This is a genomic window from Chromohalobacter beijerinckii (assembly GCF_023061185.1).
Lineage (GTDB): Bacteria > Pseudomonadota > Gammaproteobacteria > Pseudomonadales > Halomonadaceae > Chromohalobacter > Chromohalobacter beijerinckii.
Genome location: NZ_JAKGAK010000001.1, coordinates 180,397 through 194,596 on the forward strand (window position 1 = coordinate 180,397; position 14,200 = coordinate 194,596).

General features: G+C 62.9%; 16 protein-coding genes. 12 read left to right on the forward strand and 4 right to left on the reverse strand.

Going from position 1 to position 14,200, the window contains the following annotated elements; translation table 11 throughout:
* Positions 1 to 56 precede the first annotated feature (56 nt).
* Positions 57 to 374 (forward strand): hypothetical protein, encoded by a 318-nt coding sequence (locus L1075_RS00790; RefSeq protein WP_052445088.1) that lies wholly within the window; start codon positions 57 to 59, stop codon positions 372 to 374.
* Here L1075_RS00790 and L1075_RS00795 read toward each other — a convergent pair.
* Positions 328 to 1,239, reverse strand: a complete 912-nt coding sequence (locus tag L1075_RS00795; protein ID WP_246939163.1) for an oxygenase MpaB family protein — start codon at positions 1,237 to 1,239, stop codon at positions 328 to 330. The genes L1075_RS00790 and L1075_RS00795 overlap by 47 nt on opposite strands.
* A 193-nt stretch (positions 1,240 to 1,432) precedes the next feature.
* Between L1075_RS00795 and L1075_RS00800 the strand changes: the two genes are divergently transcribed.
* Positions 1,433 to 2,164 carry a ParA family protein gene (locus tag L1075_RS00800; protein WP_246939166.1) on the forward strand — a complete coding sequence of 244 codons (732 nt, stop codon included), beginning with the start codon at positions 1,433 to 1,435 and terminating at the stop codon, positions 2,162 to 2,164.
* Between the two features lie 73 nt (positions 2,165 to 2,237).
* Complete coding sequence (cobO, locus tag L1075_RS00805; RefSeq protein ID WP_246895204.1) at positions 2,238 to 2,837, forward strand: cob(I)yrinic acid a,c-diamide adenosyltransferase; 600 nt, start codon at positions 2,238 to 2,240, stop codon at positions 2,835 to 2,837.
* Positions 2,838 to 2,846: 9 nt separating this feature from the next.
* On the opposite strand, the gene L1075_RS00810 is transcribed toward cobO, so the two are convergent.
* Positions 2,847 to 3,740, reverse strand: a complete 894-nt coding sequence (locus L1075_RS00810; RefSeq protein WP_246939170.1) for a cobalamin-binding protein — start codon at positions 3,738 to 3,740, stop codon at positions 2,847 to 2,849.
* A gap of 89 nt (positions 3,741 to 3,829) precedes the next feature.
* Between L1075_RS00810 and L1075_RS00815 the strand changes: the two genes are divergently transcribed.
* Positions 3,830 to 4,603 (forward strand): SIMPL domain-containing protein, encoded by a 774-nt coding sequence (locus tag L1075_RS00815; protein WP_246939173.1) that lies wholly within the window; start codon positions 3,830 to 3,832, stop codon positions 4,601 to 4,603.
* A 117-nt stretch (positions 4,604 to 4,720) separates the two neighbouring features.
* On the opposite strand, the gene L1075_RS00820 is transcribed toward L1075_RS00815, so the two are convergent.
* Entirely contained in the window at positions 4,721 to 6,181 is a 1,461-nt protein-coding gene (locus L1075_RS00820) for a sodium-dependent transporter (RefSeq protein WP_246939175.1), read from the reverse strand.
* A gap of 205 nt (positions 6,182 to 6,386) precedes the next feature.
* On the opposite strand from L1075_RS00820, the gene L1075_RS00825 reads away from it, so the two are divergent.
* The 3 genes from L1075_RS00825 (at position 6,387) to L1075_RS00835 (ending at position 9,850) form a co-directional block, all read left to right on the forward strand.
* Positions 6,387 to 7,043 (forward strand): potassium channel family protein, encoded by a 657-nt coding sequence (locus L1075_RS00825; protein WP_246939177.1) that lies wholly within the window; start codon positions 6,387 to 6,389, stop codon positions 7,041 to 7,043.
* A gap of 55 nt (positions 7,044 to 7,098) precedes the next feature.
* Positions 7,099 to 8,460, forward strand: coding sequence for a TrkH family potassium uptake protein (locus L1075_RS00830; RefSeq protein WP_075369149.1), 1,362 nt, complete (start codon positions 7,099 to 7,101; stop codon positions 8,458 to 8,460).
* A gap of 97 nt (positions 8,461 to 8,557) precedes the next feature.
* Positions 8,558 to 9,850, forward strand: coding sequence for an arsenic transporter (locus tag L1075_RS00835; RefSeq protein ID WP_246895200.1), 1,293 nt, complete (start codon positions 8,558 to 8,560; stop codon positions 9,848 to 9,850).
* Between the two features lie 16 nt (positions 9,851 to 9,866).
* Here L1075_RS00835 and L1075_RS00840 read toward each other — a convergent pair whose 3' ends face one another.
* Positions 9,867 to 10,193, reverse strand: a complete 327-nt coding sequence (locus L1075_RS00840) for an ArsR/SmtB family transcription factor (RefSeq protein WP_246939179.1) — start codon at positions 10,191 to 10,193, stop codon at positions 9,867 to 9,869.
* A gap of 55 nt (positions 10,194 to 10,248) precedes the next feature.
* Here L1075_RS00840 and arsH point away from each other — a divergent pair, with 55 nt between their 5' ends.
* The 5 genes from arsH to arsJ all read left to right on the forward strand — a co-directional run bounded on the left by arsH (position 10,249) and on the right by arsJ (position 14,119).
* Complete coding sequence (gene arsH, locus L1075_RS00845; RefSeq protein WP_281504029.1) at positions 10,249 to 10,959, forward strand: arsenical resistance protein ArsH; 711 nt, start codon at positions 10,249 to 10,251, stop codon at positions 10,957 to 10,959.
* A 74-nt stretch (positions 10,960 to 11,033) separates the two neighbouring features.
* Positions 11,034 to 11,450, forward strand: a complete 417-nt coding sequence (locus tag L1075_RS00850) for an arsenate reductase ArsC (protein WP_246939181.1) — start codon at positions 11,034 to 11,036, stop codon at positions 11,448 to 11,450.
* Between the two features lie 4 nt (positions 11,451 to 11,454).
* Positions 11,455 to 11,862 carry a metalloregulator ArsR/SmtB family transcription factor gene (locus L1075_RS00855; RefSeq protein ID WP_246939184.1) on the forward strand — a complete coding sequence of 136 codons (408 nt, stop codon included), beginning with the start codon at positions 11,455 to 11,457 and terminating at the stop codon, positions 11,860 to 11,862.
* Positions 11,859 to 12,902: an ArsJ-associated glyceraldehyde-3-phosphate dehydrogenase gene (locus L1075_RS00860; RefSeq protein ID WP_246939187.1), complete on the forward strand. Its 1,044-nt coding sequence runs from the start codon at positions 11,859 to 11,861 to the stop codon at positions 12,900 to 12,902. Before L1075_RS00855 ends, L1075_RS00860 begins: the two co-directional genes overlap by 4 nt.
* A complete protein-coding gene (gene arsJ / locus L1075_RS00865) occupies positions 12,899 to 14,119 on the forward strand; it encodes an organoarsenical effux MFS transporter ArsJ (protein ID WP_040243814.1) in 1,221 nt (406 codons plus the stop codon). The genes L1075_RS00860 and arsJ overlap by 4 nt, the downstream gene beginning before the upstream one ends.
* Positions 14,120 to 14,200 lie beyond the last annotated feature (81 nt).

Genomic DNA, 14,200 nt, shown 5'->3' on the forward strand with positions numbered 1-14,200 from the left:
AGCCCTGCTTTGTTATAATCTCGGAACGCATTCAATCGACGAAGAAAGAGCCCGCCGTGAAAGACGCCTCATCCTCGCGCGACACGACGCCGCGACGTGCCAACAAGCTGGGCTGCCTGGGCCTGATCGTCGGCGCTATCGCCTTCATCGTGGCGGTGTACGCCATCATCATCTATTTCATCAGCCAGGGCGCGACCCCGGAAGATGAAGCCGGCGAGGACCGCGGCATCGCGCAATGCTGGCAGTCGATGGCAGCGCCGGAGATGACCGATCGCCAACGGCACACCACCGAGGAACGCTGTCAGGAAATGACCGAGCAGTTCGAGCTCAAGTACGGTCATGCTCCGTCGGTGACTCAGCCGCCATCGTCGTAGCCCCAGCGACGCGTCGCCGTGCACGGCTCGAGGCGCCATTACGCACCGACCAACGCATGATCGGTACCAGCCGATGTACACCCGCCCGCACGGTATGGCGCTGCCAGCGCGGCATGCCGCGGTGAGCCATCTCGGCTGCCCAGGTAGGTAGCAAGTCGACCCCAGCCCGCATCGTCAACGCCACTAGTGGGCGCGCCAACGGGTGGGGGGCCGGCGCCCCGATCAGCAGCCGAAACACCTCTTCAGTACGGTCATCGAAACGAAGCTGCGGACGCATCGCCTCGAGATAGGCATCGGTCTCACCGCGTGTGCGCGGCACATCACGCGCGCCCAACGCCTCGGCGATACGTGCCACTTCAGCGTAGTAACGGTCCTGATCGGCCGCACTCAAGTCAGGGTTGCGATAACGCAGATGCGCGGCGAGAAAGCGACTGACCTCGGCCACATGCACCCAGGTCAGCAAATCCGGATCGTTGGCAGCATAGGGCCGACCGTCGGGGGCGACCCCGATGACATCGTCGTGGATGCGCCGTACCCGGTCGATGAGACGCTCGGCATCCGCCGTGGAGGCGAACGTGGTCGCGGCGATGAACTGGCTGGTGCGCCGTAGCCGACCGAGCATGTCGTCGCGAAAGTTGGAGTGATCCCATACCCCGGCCAGCGCCAGCGGATGCAGCATCTGCAACATCAACGAGCTGATGCCGCCGCAAAGCATCGAGGTGAAATCGCTATGTACGCGCCAGCATACGCTCTGAGGCCCAAACAGGCCGGGGTCGCCCGACGGGTGTTCATAGTCGATATTGCCCAGCGCCATGCCGGTCACGCCCATGATCTGGTTTTCGATACGCCGTCTCAGTATTTCCACCGTCGCCTCCCAAGCGCCACGACTATCCTCCCCTTGATGCCTGACGATCATCACATAATGAAGGGCTATCCATGATACCGCGTTATGTCCTGACGAATCGCTGGCACAATCTTCACTGAAGCGTTTGGCTGACACATGAATGTCACAACTGGCTGTCACCGTGCCCACGCGCCATTGCCCGGGAGAAATCGTGATGAAAATGCTAGCCCTCTACAGTATTAAAGGCGGCGTGGGCAAAACCGCCTCCGCCGTCAACCTGGCCATGCTGGCGAGCGAGGCCGGCTATCGCGTACTGCTCTGGGATCTCGATCCACAAGCGGCTACCACCTTCTATCTACGCGTCAAGCCCAAGGTGCGCGGCGGCGTGGACAAGCTCGTCAAGGGCAAGGCCTCGTTCGACAAGGTCATTCGTACCAGCGAAATCCCCGATCTCGACCTGCTGCCGGCGTCTTTCGGCTCGCGGGAGATGGACCACCTGCTCGAAGGCCGCAAGCTCAGCCGGCTGCGCAAGATACTCAAACCGGTACACGACGATTACGACCTGGTGATACTCGACTGCCCACCGAGCATTTCCACGCTCTCCGAGCATGTTTTCTCGAGCGTCGATGCCCTGTTGGTACCCACCGTGCCGACGACGCTCTCGCTGCGCACCCTGGAGCAACTACGCGAGCATCTCGACGAGGCCGATCATGCCTGCCCGGTGTGGCCTTTCTTTACGCTCGCCGATCGCCGCAAGAAACTCCATCTCGAGGTCATGGCTACCCTCAAACAGGATTGGCCACTGATGCTGACCACGACCATTCCCAACGCCAGTGCGGTCGAACGTATGGGACTTGAGCGCGCGCCGGTCACGCAGTTCGCGCGCTCATCCCCTGCGGCGCGTGCCTATCGTAGCCTGTGGCGAGAACTCGAACAGCGTCTGTAAATCATGCATGTCTACAACGTTGTGGTGCAGGTCCGCGTCGCGTTACGTTGCTTCTTTTACCCGAGAATACGTCATGACCGACCGTCAGTCCCGCCATCGCAACGCCATGCGCAACCTCAAGTCGCATGTCGACGAGAAAGTCGCCGCCGCCACCGAGCAACGCGGCTTGCTGCTCGTCTTCACCGGCAACGGTAAAGGCAAGACCACCGCCGCCTGGGGCACCGTTACCCGCGCCCTCGGCTATGGCTACCGAGCCGGCGTGGTGCAGTTCATCAAGGGCATGTGGGAATGCGGCGAGCGCGAACGCCTCGCAGACGACGCCAACTTGAGCGTGCATATCATGGCCACCGGTTTCACCTGGGAGACGCAGAATCGTGAGTCGGACACCCAGGCCTGCCAAGCCGTATGGGCGGATGCTGCACGCCTGCTGAGCGACCCCGAGGTCTATCTCGTGGTGCTCGACGAAATCACCTATATGCTCAAGTTCGGCTATCTCGACATCGCCACGGTCCGCGAAGCGCTCGCCAACCGACCCGCCGAGCAGACCGTGATCGTCACCGGGCGCAATGCCCATCGTGAACTGCTCGACATGGCCGATACCGTCACCGAGATGCAGGAGGTACGACACGCCTTCAACGCCGGCGTCCAAGCGCGCCGCGGCATTGACTATTGAGTGTCTTGCTCAAGGCGATTGTGACGCCCGCTCGAGGGCCTGGCAGACCTGTTCGATGCCCTCGACGAGGCGTGGACCAGGACGGCTGATGGGATCGGGGTCGAGGGTGTAAAGGTGGCCTTCGCGCACCGCCGGCAACCAGTCTTGGCCTTGCCAAGCGCGCTGCCAATCATCGCTACGCGCGGCCGACAGGATCACCTCGGGACGTGCCTCGATCAACGCTTCGCGCCCGATCTCGGGCACCAGCACCGAGCGATTGGCGAACAGTGGTTTCCCCCCGCAATGGCGGATCGCCTGGGTGATGATATGCTCATCGCCCAGCGTGGTCAGCGGGTTGTGCCCCAATTGATAGAACACGCGCGGCGTCTCTTTGAGCGTTTGCCGCGAGGCAGCGAGGCGCGATTCGAACGCCTCGGCCGCTTGCGCTGACGCCTTCGAGTGGCCGGTTAGGCGCCCCAGGTCACGCAGGTCCTCCGCCACATCGTCGAGATGACGTGGCTCGCTCTCATAGACCGGCACACCGAGAGCGTTGAGACGCTCGACTACGCTGCGTGGCGTGCCGCTGCGCCAGGTCACCACGAGATCTGGCTCACGGGCCATGATGGCCTCCAGCGCGATGCCGCGATAACTGCCCACACGAGATACCTGCTTGGCCGCCTCGGGATAATCGCTGCCCTGCAGCACTCCCACCAGCCGTTCGCCGGCCTCTACCGCATAGAGCATTTCCACGATATGCGGCGCCAGCGCCACGATGCGCTCAGCGGGGGCCTCGAGCGTGACCGTGTTGCCGGCATCATCGGTCACCTCGAGCGCCGCCAGTGCCGTGCCTGGCGATAACAGCGCGACCATCGTCAGCAGATATGCAAGAAACGAGCAAATACGGCGCAACCTCACGACTCCCATAGCCACTTTCGGGCATGCAGGATAGCATGCTCGCATGAGCCGTTGGCTTAGGCGGCGGCTCAGCTTTTCAATGTCGACAGGAGGTTTACATGTTGCGCAAGGATATTCGTCTTCCTTTCATGGCGACGGCGCTGTTCGGCGCCTTGCTGATCGCCGTGCCCCAGGCACAGGCCAAGCCCGGGCCCAAGACCTCGCATGAGCTTCACGTACAGGCACAATCGAGTCTCGACGTGGCGCCTGACATGGCGCGACTCAACGCTCGCTTGTGGGAGCGCACCCCCGCCGTAGCCCGAAGCGAGGCGGACAATGACACTCAGGCCCTCGGCGACGCACGCGACCAACTGGAATCACGTACTGGCGATTTGATTCGCGCCCTGGAAGACGCCGGCGTGGAGAGCCGCGACATTCAAGCCGGCTCACTCAATGTCCGTCCCGAGATCATCTCGCGCTCACAACAGAGCGACGATGCGGAAGATCAGGTGCGGACCCAGGTCGAACGTCCCGTCAGCGTGACGATCCGCGATCTCGAACGTTTGCCGCGCATTCTCGATGCGCTGACCGCCGCTGGCGTGGATGCACTGGATGGCGTCGAATACGACCTGAAGGACCGCGACGCGGCTACCGACAAGGCGCTGTCAAAAGCCCTCGAGCGCGCCAGACACAAGGCAGAACTGATGGCCGACACCCTCGAGGTCAAGCTCGGCGATGTGACCAATGTCGAGGAAACGCAGCCCCCCACCTACACACCGCGTACCATGATGATGCGCGCTGAGTCCGCTGACGCTAAATCAGCGCCGGAATACCGCGCCGGGGAAATCGCCATCGACGCCGGTGTCAACGTCACCTGGGAAATCGTTGACTGACGCTTCACGCTTGTAATCCAAGCGCTTCCCACAACGACGGTGCTCACAACGACAATACCCGGCCAACAAGGCCGGGCATTGTCATCATGCGCCAACGATATGACGTTCGAACGGCGATCAGCCGGTAAACTGGCGTCTCACGCGCGGGCTCAGCATTTCGCCGAGCACGGCAATCACCACCAGCACCGCGAGGAACCACGGCCACTGGCTGCCTATGTCGATGCTCATCACGCCCAGGGCGTCGATGAAGATCAGCACGATCCCCAGCGGACTGACATAACGCACCATCAACAGCCACAAGGCATGCTGACGTTTGGAAAGACGCAGCTCGTCGCGGAAGATCTCATCGCGGAGCAGGAAGCCCGCCATCAGGCAGAGCCCTAGACCGCCTAGCGGCATCATCCAGCGCGAGGTCAGATAATCGAGCCAATCGAAGAAATTCTTGCCGGCGAAGGTCCAATCGGCACCCAGATTGAACGACAGCATGGCCAAGGTGCTCAGCAACCAGAGCACGATGCCACTACTCCAGGCCGCCGCCTTGCGACTCATGCCCTTGCGCTCGGTCAGCCAGGCCACGGTGGCCTCGATCATCGACACTGCCGAGGTCAGTGCCGCCACGCTGAGCATCACGAAGAAGATCACCTGCAGCACGCTACCCAGCGGCATCTGCTGGAAGGCCAGCGGCAGGCTCATGAAGATCAGCCCCGGACCGCTAGCCGGATCCATACCGTTGGCGAAAATCGCCGGAAAGATCGCTAGCCCCGCCATCAACGCGATCAACGTGTCGCAGATCGCCACGGTGAAAGTGGTACGCGCGATGGATTTGTTATCAGGCAGGTAGGCGCCATAGGCCATGATCGCCCCCGCCGACAGCGACAGCGTGAAGAAGGCATGCCCCATCGCCGCCAGCAGGCCCTCACTCGACAGCTTGCCGACCTCGAAGGAAAACAGGAACGTCACCGCCTCGCCGAAGCCGCCAGAGAACATGGCATAGACGATCATCACCAACAGCAACAGCACCATGCCAGGCATCATCCAGCGCATGTTGCGCTCGATGCCTTCCTGCACCCCCTTGCCGACGATGAACATGGTCACCACCGTCACTAGCGTGCTCCACGCCCCCAGCGTCAGCGGGTTGGCGTTATTGGCGCCGAAGATGGCCGCCATGTCGTCGACACTACCGCCTTGCAAGCCACCACTGATCGCCTTCCACAGGTAGGCAAGCGACCAGCCGGCGACGACCACGTAGAAGGACAGGATCATGAAGCCGGCGAGCATCGACATCCAGCCGAAGCCGGACCAGATCTTGCCGCGTCCGGACTCCTGCGCCACGCGCTTGACGGCATCGATGGGACTCCCGCGACCGCGCCGCCCGAATGCGATCTCGGTCATCATCGCGGGGATCCCGATGCACAGAATGCAGGCCAGATAGACGAGCACGAAAGCGCCGCCGCCGTACTCGCCGGTCATGTAGGGAAACTTCCAGATATTGCCAAGGCCCACTGCCGAGCCCGTCGCCGCCAGCACGAAGCCCCAGCGGCCGATCCAAAGATTTTTCGGTTGCTGTCTTGCCGTCATGGTTCACCTGAAGGGTTATTGTTGTGGTTCATGCAGCGCGGCGCGAGCACTTGCCACTGCGTGATTCTACCGTTTTCCACTGGCATTTCGCGAACCGCGTGCCATACCATCGTCGTGCGCTGGAGCCGAGCCTCGGCATATGCGAAGCTGCCCACGAAGCGCCGCCTGCGTGTGGCGGCAATGGGGCGACAGCCAAGGAGGCCGCATGTCACGCCAATTCGCCATTCTCGGGCTCGGCTATTTCGGCAGCACGGTCGCGCGCGAACTCAAGCGCCATGACAATCAGGTACTCGGGGTCGACCGCGATGAGTCACGTGTCGATGCGCTGGCCGAGTGCCTTGATCATGCCGTCATTGCCGATGTCACCGACGAGAAATCCCTCGCCGAGCTTTCCCTCGAGAATTACGACGCCGTGATCATCGACGTCGACGGCAATCTCGAGGCCAGCGTGATCTGCACGGTGCACGCCAAGGAACTCGGAGCACGCGAAATCTGGGCCAAGGCGCATTCCGACGCTCATCACAAACTACTCGACCGCCTCGGCGCAGACCATATCGTCTACCCCGAATACGATAGCGGCATCCGCGTCGCCGAAAGCCTCAATTATCATGCCATGGTCGATTTCATTCGTCTCGGCGAACGCGAATTCATCGTCGAAATCGAAACCACCGAGCGCCTCACCGAGCAGTGCGAGACTGTCGCCAATCTGGGGATCGATGAACGCGCGCTCCAGCTAGTGGCCATCAAGCGAGGCGACGAGGTGATCCGTGCACCGGGGCACGACACCGCCCTCGTCTGCGGCGACCACCTCGTGTTGATGGGCGATCTCGCCGCCCTGCGCGAGCTCGGCAACAAATTATGATGGGCGTACCGTCACAGCGTGCCTGGGCGTTCGGCAACCGAGGAGAACGCTGAGCATGCATCTCTGGAAGCGTCTGACGCGTCCGTTCCGGCATGCGCCGCACGGGCGTGTCCTACGACTCTCCCCGCCGGAATCCTTGCTGCTAGGCTTTACCCTATTGTGTCTGCTGGGAAGCGGTTTATTGATGCTACCCGGGGCCGCGACGCAACCGCTTGCCTGGCATCAGGCGCTGTTCACGGCGACCTCGGCGATCACCGTCACCGGCTTGGCCGTCATGGACACCAGCAGTTTTACGACCTTGGGTCAGGTCATCCTACTGGTGCTGATCCAAATCGGTGGGCTCGGTTTCATGACTTTCGGCGCCTTGACGCTGCTCTTGCTGGGCGCGCGCCTTCCCTTGCAGCAACAAACGCTGGTGCGCGAGGCACTCGGCGAAACCTCGTTCGGTGCGCTCTCGCAACTGGTACGCATGGTGGTCACTTTTGCCCTGGTGGTCGAGGCGCTGGGCACCGTATTGCTGGCGCTGCATTGGGTACCGGAGCTTGGCTGGTCACGAGGGCTTTGGGCGAGCCTGTTTCATGCCGTGTCCGCGTTCAACAACGCCGGCTTCTCGCTGTGGCCCGATAGCTTGACGCGTGACGCCGGTAACCCGCTGGTGACGCTTGTCGTCAGCGGGTTGTTCATCGTCGGCGGGCTGGGGTTCGTGGTCATCAGCGATGTGCGTGAGAAGCGTCGATGGGGCCGGTTTTCGATGCAGACCAAGGTGGTGCTTTGCGCCACGCTGGCCGTCAACCTCGTCGCCATGTTGGCGCTGGGATGCCTTGAGTGGCACAACCCCGCCACACTTGGCGGATTGGAAAGTCTCGGCGACAAACTTCAGGCCGCCTGGTTCCAGGCCGTGACGCCGCGCACGGCAGGCTTCAACAGCGTAGACACCGCCGCCATGACCGATGCCTCGTCGCTGCTCACCATGCTATTGATGTTCATCGGCGGCGGCGCGAGCTCTACCGCCAGCGGCATCAAGCTCACCACCTTCATCGTCCTCATCCTGGTGGCCCGAGCCTTCCTGCGCGGCACGCAACCCGCAGCCTTCGGACGCTCCATTTCTCAGCAGACCGTGATGAAGGCCATCGCCGTGGCACTCTCCGGGGTCGCGCTGGTGTTCGTGACGCTGCTGGTGCTCACTATCACCGATAGCCGCCAGACGTTTCTCGATCTGGCCTTCGAGAGCGTCTCGGCATTCGGCACCGTAGGACTGTCACGTGGCATCACCGAGGAGCTCTCAAGCCCCGGACAATGGATGCTGATCCTGACCATGCTACTGGGTCGTGTCGGACCGCTGTCGTTGGGCTACTTCCTCGCCACACGGCGCACTGGCGGCATGCGCTATGCCGAGGGCCATATTCAGATCGGCTGATGGGGTGACTGAGGCCTCCAGCTTGAAGGCTTGATACATTTCGATAATTATTTAAATATAGAACCATCGTAAGCCACTCATCCGCTTCGGACATAGCATGCTACTTGCCCTGCCCATCTTCATCGCCACGCTCATTCTCGTCATCTGGCAGCCACGTGGCCTGGGGATCGGCTGGAGCGCAAGCGCCGGCGCCTTGGTCGCGCTGCTCACCGGCGTCATCCACCCCGCGGACATTCCCGCCGTGTGGTCGATCGTCTGGAACGCCACCTTCACCTTCATTGCCATCATCATCACCAGCCTGCTGCTCGACGAGGCCGGCTTCTTCGAATGGGCGGCCTTGCATATCGGCCGCTGGGGCAACGGCCGGGGGCGTCGTCTGTTCGTCCTGGTGGTACTGCTCGGAGCCGTGGTCGCGGCGCTGTTTGCCAACGATGGCGCGGCCTTGATCCTCACCCCGATCGTCTTCGAGATGCTCATCGCCCTGGGCTTCAGCGCCGGTGCGACACTGGCGTTCGCGATGGCCGCCGGCTTCATCGCCGATACCGCCAGCCTGCCGCTGGTGATTTCCAACCTGGTCAACATCGTCTCGGCGGACTATTTCGATATCGCCTTCGGCGAGTATGCGGGCGTCATGGTGCTCGTAGATATCGTCTCGGTGCTCGCATCGCTCGGCATGCTGTACCTTTTCTTTCGACGCGCGGTGCCCTCGACCTATGCCCTCGGCGACCTGCGTAAGCCACGTGAGGCGATCCGCGATCCGGCGGTCTTCAAGGCCGGCTGGTGGGTACTGGGGCTCTTGCTGGTGGGATTTTTCGTGGCCGAACCGCTGGGCGTACCGGTCTGCGTGATCGCCGCTCTCGGCACGCTGATCCTGTTCGTGATCGCCCAGCGCGGTCATCACATCCACACCCGCAAGGTGCTCCGCGACGCCCCTTGGAACATTGTGGTGTTTTCACTGGGCATGTATCTGGTGGTGTATGGCCTGCGCAACGCCGGACTCACCGACATGATCGCCGGCGGCCTGGAATGGCTGGGTGGGCATGGCCCGTGGATCGCCACACTGGGCACCGGCTTCATCGCCGCCGGGCTTTCCTCGGTGATGAACAACATGCCAACCGTGCTGGTGGTCGCCTTGTCGATCGACGCCAGTGACGTCACCGACCTGACCCAGCAGGCGATGGTCTACGCCAACGTCATCGGCAGCGACCTGGGACCCAAGATCACGCCCATCGGCAGCCTCGCCACCTTGCTGTGGCTGCACGTCCTGGCACGCAAGGGCATGACCATCAGTTGGGGCTACTATTTCCGCGTGGGCATCGTGCTCACCGTCCCCGTGCTGACGCTCACCTTGCTGGCACTGGCCGCCTGGCTACAGTTGCTCGCGTCCTGAGGCGGCAAGCCCAAGGTCAGCATCGCCCCGCATCGTCCGGCAGACGGCAAAGCTCGGGTTGGTCATCACAACAATGCGCGGTCAGGTAATCCACCAGGCCGCGCATCCGGGAGAAATCGGCGCGGTAATGCACGTGCCGGCCATGTGCCTCGCCATACACCAGACCGGCGTGCGCGAGCTCCTTGAGATGGAAGGAGAGCGTCGAGGGCGAGACCCCGAGGGCCTCGGCGATATCGCCGGCGAAGGCGCCGTCGGGACCGACCCCCACCAGGTGCCGAAAGATCGCCAGTCGCGTGCGCTGCGCCAGCGCCGACAAGGCCTTGAGAGCGTCATTCGTTTCCATATTTGCACAACGATAGAAGTTACGTTGACCCGACTATCCCACACAGGAGTCGTTCATGCACGACCTTCCCAATCTCGACACCACATCTTTCGCCGTTCCCGATGGCGATACGCTGATGGCGCCCCGACTCAGCACGCATCCGCCGCGCATCCTGCTGCTGCATGGCTCGCTGCGTGAACGCTCGTTCAGTCGTCTGGTCAGCGAGGAAGCCGCGCGTTTGCTCGCTGCCATGGGTGCCGAGACACGATGCTTCGATCCGCGTGGCCTGCCCTTGCCGGACAGCGAGGACGCCTCGCACCCCAAGGTCCAAGAGCTCCGCGATCTGGCGCAGTGGGCGGAAGGCATGGTGTGGTGCTCCCCGGAGCGTCACGGCGCGATGACCGGCATCATGAAGGCGCAGATCGACTGGATTCCGCTGGCGCTGGGCGGCGTCCGCCCGACCCAGGGCAAGACCCTGGCGGTCATGCAGGTCTGCGGCGGCTCGCAGTCCTTCAATACGGTCAATCAGCTACGCATTCTCGGTCGCTGGATGCGCATGCTGACCATCCCCAACCAGTCATCGGTGCCCAAGGCGTTCCTGGAGTTCGGCGACGACAACCACATGATGCCCTCGCCGCTCTATGACCGTATCGTCGACGTGATGGAAGAGTTGATGAAATTCACCTTGCTGACGCGCGACCGCAGCGATCTGCTCACCGACCGCTACTCCGAACGCAAAGAGAGTGCCGAAGAGGTATCTCGGCGCGTCAATCAACGTGGCATGTAGAGCCCGGCACGTTCATCGAAATGACATGGATCTCGGGCATATTCGTCTAGCCATATATCCCACGAGGCTGACCCATGAGCAAAAAACGCGTTCTCTTTCTCTGCAATGCCAACTCGGCCCGCTCGTTGATGGCCGAAGCCCTGTTGCGTCACCTGGCCGGACAGCGCTTCGAGGCCTACAGCGCCGGCGTCGAACCCGATGAGCCGCAGCAGGCGGCACTGCAGGCACTCACAGAGTTGGGCATCGATACCACGGGGCTGGCCAGCAAATCGCTGGAGGCCTATGCCGGCGAGCATTTCGACAGTGTGATCATCCTCTGCGAAAAAGCCCAGCAGCGCTGCCGGGACTGGGCAGGCAACACCGACGAGCTGCTGTTCTGGGATATCCTGGATCCGCGCCTCAATCCGCGTGACGGCGCCTATACCCAGACCCTCGAAGAGATTCGTGGCCGTCTGCGGCTATGGTTGAGCGTTCAGTCCCGGGAGGCCTGAGCCAGTGACCACGGCAGTGCTGACCCCGGCGGCCTTGCACCGCTGTCTCGCCGACGAGACGCGCTTGACGCTGACGCTGCTGCTCTGCACCGAACCCGAGCTGTGCGTCTGCGAAATGACCGAGGCCCTGGCGGCCCCGCAGCCCAGGATATCGCGCCATCTGGCCTACCTGCGTCGTGCCGGCCTGCTACGCGGTCGCCGCCGCGGTGCCTGGATCTTCTATCGCCTCGAGCCGACGCTGCCCGAATGGGTCTCGATCATCCTCGAGGCCTCGCGCGACGCCGCGCCAGCGGACTTCGTCGCGGCCCACCGACGACTCGCCGATGCCGGCACCACCCGCCAACGCCAGGCAGCATGCCGCGCCGAGCCCAGGCCGGCCCTCTTTTCCTCCACCTCAGGAGACATCGCATGACATTACGCATCGGCATCAACGGCTTCGGGCGCATCGGCCGTCTTGCCCTGCGCGTCCTGTGGGCGTCGCGCGCGACGCACTCCCTGGAGATCGTTCGCATCAACGATCCCGGCGGCGACGCGGCAACCTTCGCCCATCTGCTGGAATTCGATTCGGTACACGGCCACTGGTCCCCCGGCACGGGCATTCGCGCCGAGGCGGATTCGCTCGTCATTGACGACACCTCGATCATCTTCAGTACCCATCGCGATCTCGCCGACAGCGACTGGTCCCGATGCGACGTGGTGATCGAAGCCTCGGGCGCCATGACCAAGGCCGCCAAGCTGCAGCCCTACCTCGATCAAGGCGTGCCGCGCGTCGTGGTCTCCGCGCCGGTCAAGGACCCCGAGGTGCTCAACGTGGTGATGGGCGTCAACGATGGCGATTTCGCTCCGGAGCGACACCGCATCGTCACCGCGGCCAGTTGCACCACCAACTGTCTGGCACCGGTGGTAAAGGTGATTCACGAAACCTTCGGCATCCGCCATGGCTCGATGACCACGGTGCACGACATCACCAATACCCAGACGATCCTCGATGCGCCGAGCTCTCCCCACAGCCCCGACCTGCGCCGTTCCCGGGCCTGCGGCATGAGCCTGATCCCCACCACCACGGGCTCGGCCAAGGCGATCACGGCGATCTTTCCCGAGCTGGAAGGCAAGCTCAACGGCCACGCCGTGCGCGTGCCGCTGGCCAACGCCTCGCTCACCGACATGGTCTTCGAAGTCGAACGCGCCACCAACGTCGACGAGGTAAACGCCGCCCTGGAACAAGCCGCGAATGGCGATCTGGCCGGCATCCTGGGCTACGAAACCCGCCCGCTTGTCTCCATCGACTATCGCACCGATCCGCGCAGCGCGATCGTCGATGCCCCGTCGACGATGGTAATCAACGAGACCCAAGTAAAACTCTACGCGTGGTACGACAATGAGTGGGGCTATGCCAATCGCACGGTGGAGCTAGCCTTGAAAGTCGGCAACGCTCGGGAACCAGCACGATGACGACCCTGCAACGCCTGCGCGCCCTGCCCTTCGAGATACGCCAGTATCTGCTGGTCACGGGCAACTATTGGGCCTTCACGCTGACCGACGGCGCCTTGCGCATGCTGGTGGTGCTGCATTTCCATCAGCTTGGCTATTCGCCGCTGGAAATCGCCCTGCTGTTTCTGTTCTACGAGGCCTTCGGCGTGGTCACCAACTTCGTCGGTGGCTGGCTCGGCGCCCGCCTGGGGCTCAACCGCACCATGAACCTCGGTCTGGGGCTGCAGCTGGTCGCCCTGGGCATGCTGCTGGTGCCGGCCTCGGCCTTGACGGTGCCCTGGGTCATGGCCGCTCAGGCGCTCTCGGGGGTCGCCAAGGACCTCAACAAGATGAGCGCCAAGAGCGCGGTCAAGGTGCTGGTCCCCAAGGACAGCAGCAATGCCCAGGGCGCGCTGTACCGCTGGGTGGCCATCCTCACGGGGTCCAAGAATGCCCTCAAGGGGGCCGGCTTCTTCGCCGGCGGCCTGTTGCTGACGCTGATCGGTTTCCAGGGCGCGATACTCGCCATGTGGGTGATGCTGGCCGTGGTGCTGGGGCTATCACTATGGCGTTTGCGTGCCGACCTGGGCCGCCAGAAGGCCAAGCCCAGGTTCCGCGAGGTTTTCTCCACGTCGCGTGCGGTCAACGTTCTTGCGGCGGCACGCTTGTGCCTGTTCGCCTCTCGCGACATCTGGTTCGTAGTGGCGCTGCCGGTGTTTCTCTACGATCAACACGGCTGGAACTTCTGGAGCGTCGGCATCCTGATGGCCGTCTGGGTGATCGGCTACGGCGGCGTTCAGACCCAGGCCCCGCGCATCACGCGACATCTGCACGGCGATACGCGCAGCATCACCGTCGTCCTGGCCGCGGTACTCGCCCTGCTCCCGGCCGTGCTCGCCTTCACTCCGCTGGCGACCACCGTCATCTGGCTGATCGTGGGCCTGCTGGCCTTCGGGGCGATCTTTGCCATCAACTCAAGCTGGCATAGCTACTTGATCGTGCGTTTCGCGCGTGCCGAAGGCGTGTCGATGGACGTCGGCTTCTACTACATGGCCAATGCCATGGGGCGCCTTATCGGAACCATTCTATCCGGCTGGGTCTACCAGGTGTACGGCCTGGCAGCATGCCTGGGGCTCTCGGCCGCCCTGGTACTGACGAGCGCTCTGCTCGCGCTAGGCCTGCCGCGGGAGTCTCAATGAACGATATCACGCGCTGAAGCAGCGCAATATGCGGCACATGCGACATCTCGCAGCTACCTTATTTCATAGTTTTGTTTTTAT